Source organism: Mycobacterium sp. TH-M82 (assembly GCF_057473605.1).
Map to the genome: position 1 here is coordinate 1 of NZ_JBYCKY010000512.1, position 2,556 is coordinate 2,556.

Annotated in this window: 3 protein-coding genes; all 3 read right to left on the reverse strand. The window is 62.9% G+C overall.

The features are described from left to right. Nucleotides 1–218: 218 nt before the first annotated feature. Complete coding sequence (locus AC2VON_RS15825; protein WP_486953807.1) at nucleotides 219–743, reverse strand: peroxiredoxin-like family protein; 525 nt, start codon at nucleotides 741–743, stop codon at nucleotides 219–221. 149 nt (nucleotides 744–892) lie between these two features. Then, nucleotides 893–2,269 carry an MFS transporter gene (locus AC2VON_RS15830; protein WP_486953808.1) on the reverse strand — a complete coding sequence of 459 codons (1,377 nt, stop codon included), beginning with the start codon at nucleotides 2,267–2,269 and terminating at the stop codon, nucleotides 893–895. Nucleotides 2,270–2,393: 124 nt separating this feature from the next. Next, on the reverse strand, nucleotides 2,394–2,556 hold a 163-nt coding region (locus AC2VON_RS15835), incomplete at its 5' end, for a phosphoadenosine phosphosulfate reductase domain-containing protein (protein ID WP_486953809.1).

Genomic DNA, 2,556 nt, shown 5'->3' on the forward strand with positions numbered 1-2,556 from the left:
ACTTTTCGACCAATCGCTGATAGTCTGCATCTGTCAGGTGCGCTCCATCTCGGATCATCGGTACTCTGGTAACTCCGATTATCCTTGCGGCAGCGCATCTTTCACGCTAACGACACTCGATGCCAGTCAATTAGATGAAAAGTCGAGGTCTACGGAAGCGATCGTCCTCCACCCGGGTTGACGACCGGCAGTGGGTGATTCGATCGACTTTAAGTGCGTCACGACGTCTCCGTTCCGCGAAGCAGGCGGTGGACATCCAACAGTTGGTCCACCGACCACTGGTCGTCGGCATCGTGCCCGTAGTGGGCGGCGACCATGGTTCCGTCGGGGTCGATGAGAAAGTCGGCAGGCAATCCCAAATGTGTTCTGCCGTGGGTACGTCCGACACCGGCACAATCGGGATTGTTGCGATGAAGTAGCGCTGCCGTTCCGCCGCGGATGGCATCCCACCATGCTCGCGGATCCGCAGCGGCGCGCAGGCCGGTCTCCAGCCCGAAGTCGCGGTATAGCACCCAGTCGCGATCGGCCATCACCGCGAACGGGAGCAAGGACTGATAGCCGCGCAGTTCGTCGTCTGGGGAGTCGAATAGCAACACCTCGATGATTCCAGCGTCAGCAACCTCCTGATGCCGGTGGGCATAGCTGCACAGATGAAGGTGGCAGATCGGACAGCCGGCGAACCGACGGAACTGCAGATGGGTCCTTCCCCCCTTCGCCGGCACCTCCACCGGCCGGCCGTTCATGGCCCGAAGACGGGTTACCGGAACAGTTGCGTATCTCGGATACGACGGGTTGGCCGCTCGGTTGCTTCGCCAAGACCGAGTGCGACATCCACATCCCGCCGTAAGTGCGCTCGTCCTGTCCGACTTCGTCGCGATGAGTGCCGCTCGGGTTAGCTCGGTATCTGTGCGCGATGGTGAGGGCGCAGGTATCGTGCCCAGGTCAGGGCCACGGCGCCGATATACGACGCCAGGAAGACCAGGAATGCCGGTGTCTCGGTGCCGGTCATGAGATAGGACTGCCGTAGGGCTAGGTCAGTCGCCATGGCGCCGAGCCCGCCGAGCGTACCGGCGAATCCGATCGCCGATCCAGACATGACGCGCTCCCAGCGGCGGCGTTCGGCATCGGTGCCGTTCAGCATGCGGCTACGCGCTTCGAACACCGATGGAATTAGCTCGAACACCGAACCCTTGGCCGCGCCGCAGAAGATGAACAGCGTAATGAAGCCTGCGATGTAGCCGATCGTCGTTACGGTCGCGACGGAGCCGCCTGTGCGGTGGGTGAGGTCGTCGTGGAGGCTGACGGCGACCAGAAACCCGCCGGACGCGATCGCGGCGGCGAACGAGCCCAGGGTGACGCGGCCGCCTCCGACGCGGTCACTTAACTCGCCGCCAGCTATTCGTGCCGCCGAGCCCAGCAGCGGTCCGATGAAGGCGATCTCGGCGGCGTGCAGCGACGCCTGCCCGTTGCTTTGCCCGCCAAGCACGAAGTTGTGCTGGAGCACCTGGCCGAAGGCAAACGCGAAACCCAGAAACGTGCCCGCGGCGATCGCGTAGAGCACGGCGATTGCCCACGTATCGGGCAGCGCCAAAGCTGAGCGTAAATACGTCTGTGGTTTGGCTTTGGGAAAGTTGTCCATGAACAGCGCCGCGCCGAGACCGGCGACCCCCAGCAGCACCACATAGATCGCGCACACCGCGTACGGTGCCTTGTGGCCGACGGTGGCCAGCGCCACCAGTCCGATCGCCTGGACGCTCGCCGACCCAAGGTTGGCGATCCCACCGGTCAAACCCAGCGCCCAGCCTTTGAGCTCTTGCGGGTAGAGCGCTTCGGCGTTGGCCATCGATGCCGCGTAGTTGCCCCCACCCAAGCCGGTTAACCCCGCACACACTAGATACGGCCACAAAGGCAGACCAGGGTTGGCCAACAGCACGATGGCTCCGACCGTGGGGATCAACAACACCAGCAAGGAGAACAGTGCCCAGTTGCGGGCGCCGAATCTGATGGTGGCCATCGTATTGGGGATCCGTACGAGCGCTCCGACCAACGCCGCGGTGGAGCACACCAGCAGCTTATCGCTTGGCGTAAAGCCGTAGACGGACTGCGGCATGAACAGCACCATCATCGACCACAAGTACCAGATCGAGAACGCGACATGCACGGTCACGATCGACCAGATCAGGTTGCGGCGGGCGATGCGGTGGTTGCCGATATCCCATGCCGTGGCGTCTTCCGGGTCCCACTCCGCGATGCGGTGCGGCCGGGGCAGGCGGTCTTTACCGGCGGGGACCATCAAAATCAAACAACCCAAACCAAACGCTTCGGTTTTAATCGGGCTGGTTGAACGACTCAGCGCGTGCTGATCGCAACAACCCGGCGTTCCGGTGTGGTGTTCACGAGATGTGTATCCCGCATTCGGTCTTGGAGAATCCTGGCCAACGTCCGCTGCGCCGGTGGGTGCCCGGCGCCGGTTTCGCCGTGCATGGGGCGCAGCCGATGGACGTGTAGCCCTCGTCGATCAGCGGGTTGACCAGCACGTTGTTGTCGGCAATATAG

What these genes read in the sequence shown, in the direction of transcription:
- AC2VON_RS15825 (WP_486953807.1), bottom strand. Translation starts at nt 743, where the DNA reads ATGAACGGCCGGCCGGTGGAGGTGCCGGCGAAGGGGGGAAGGACCCAT.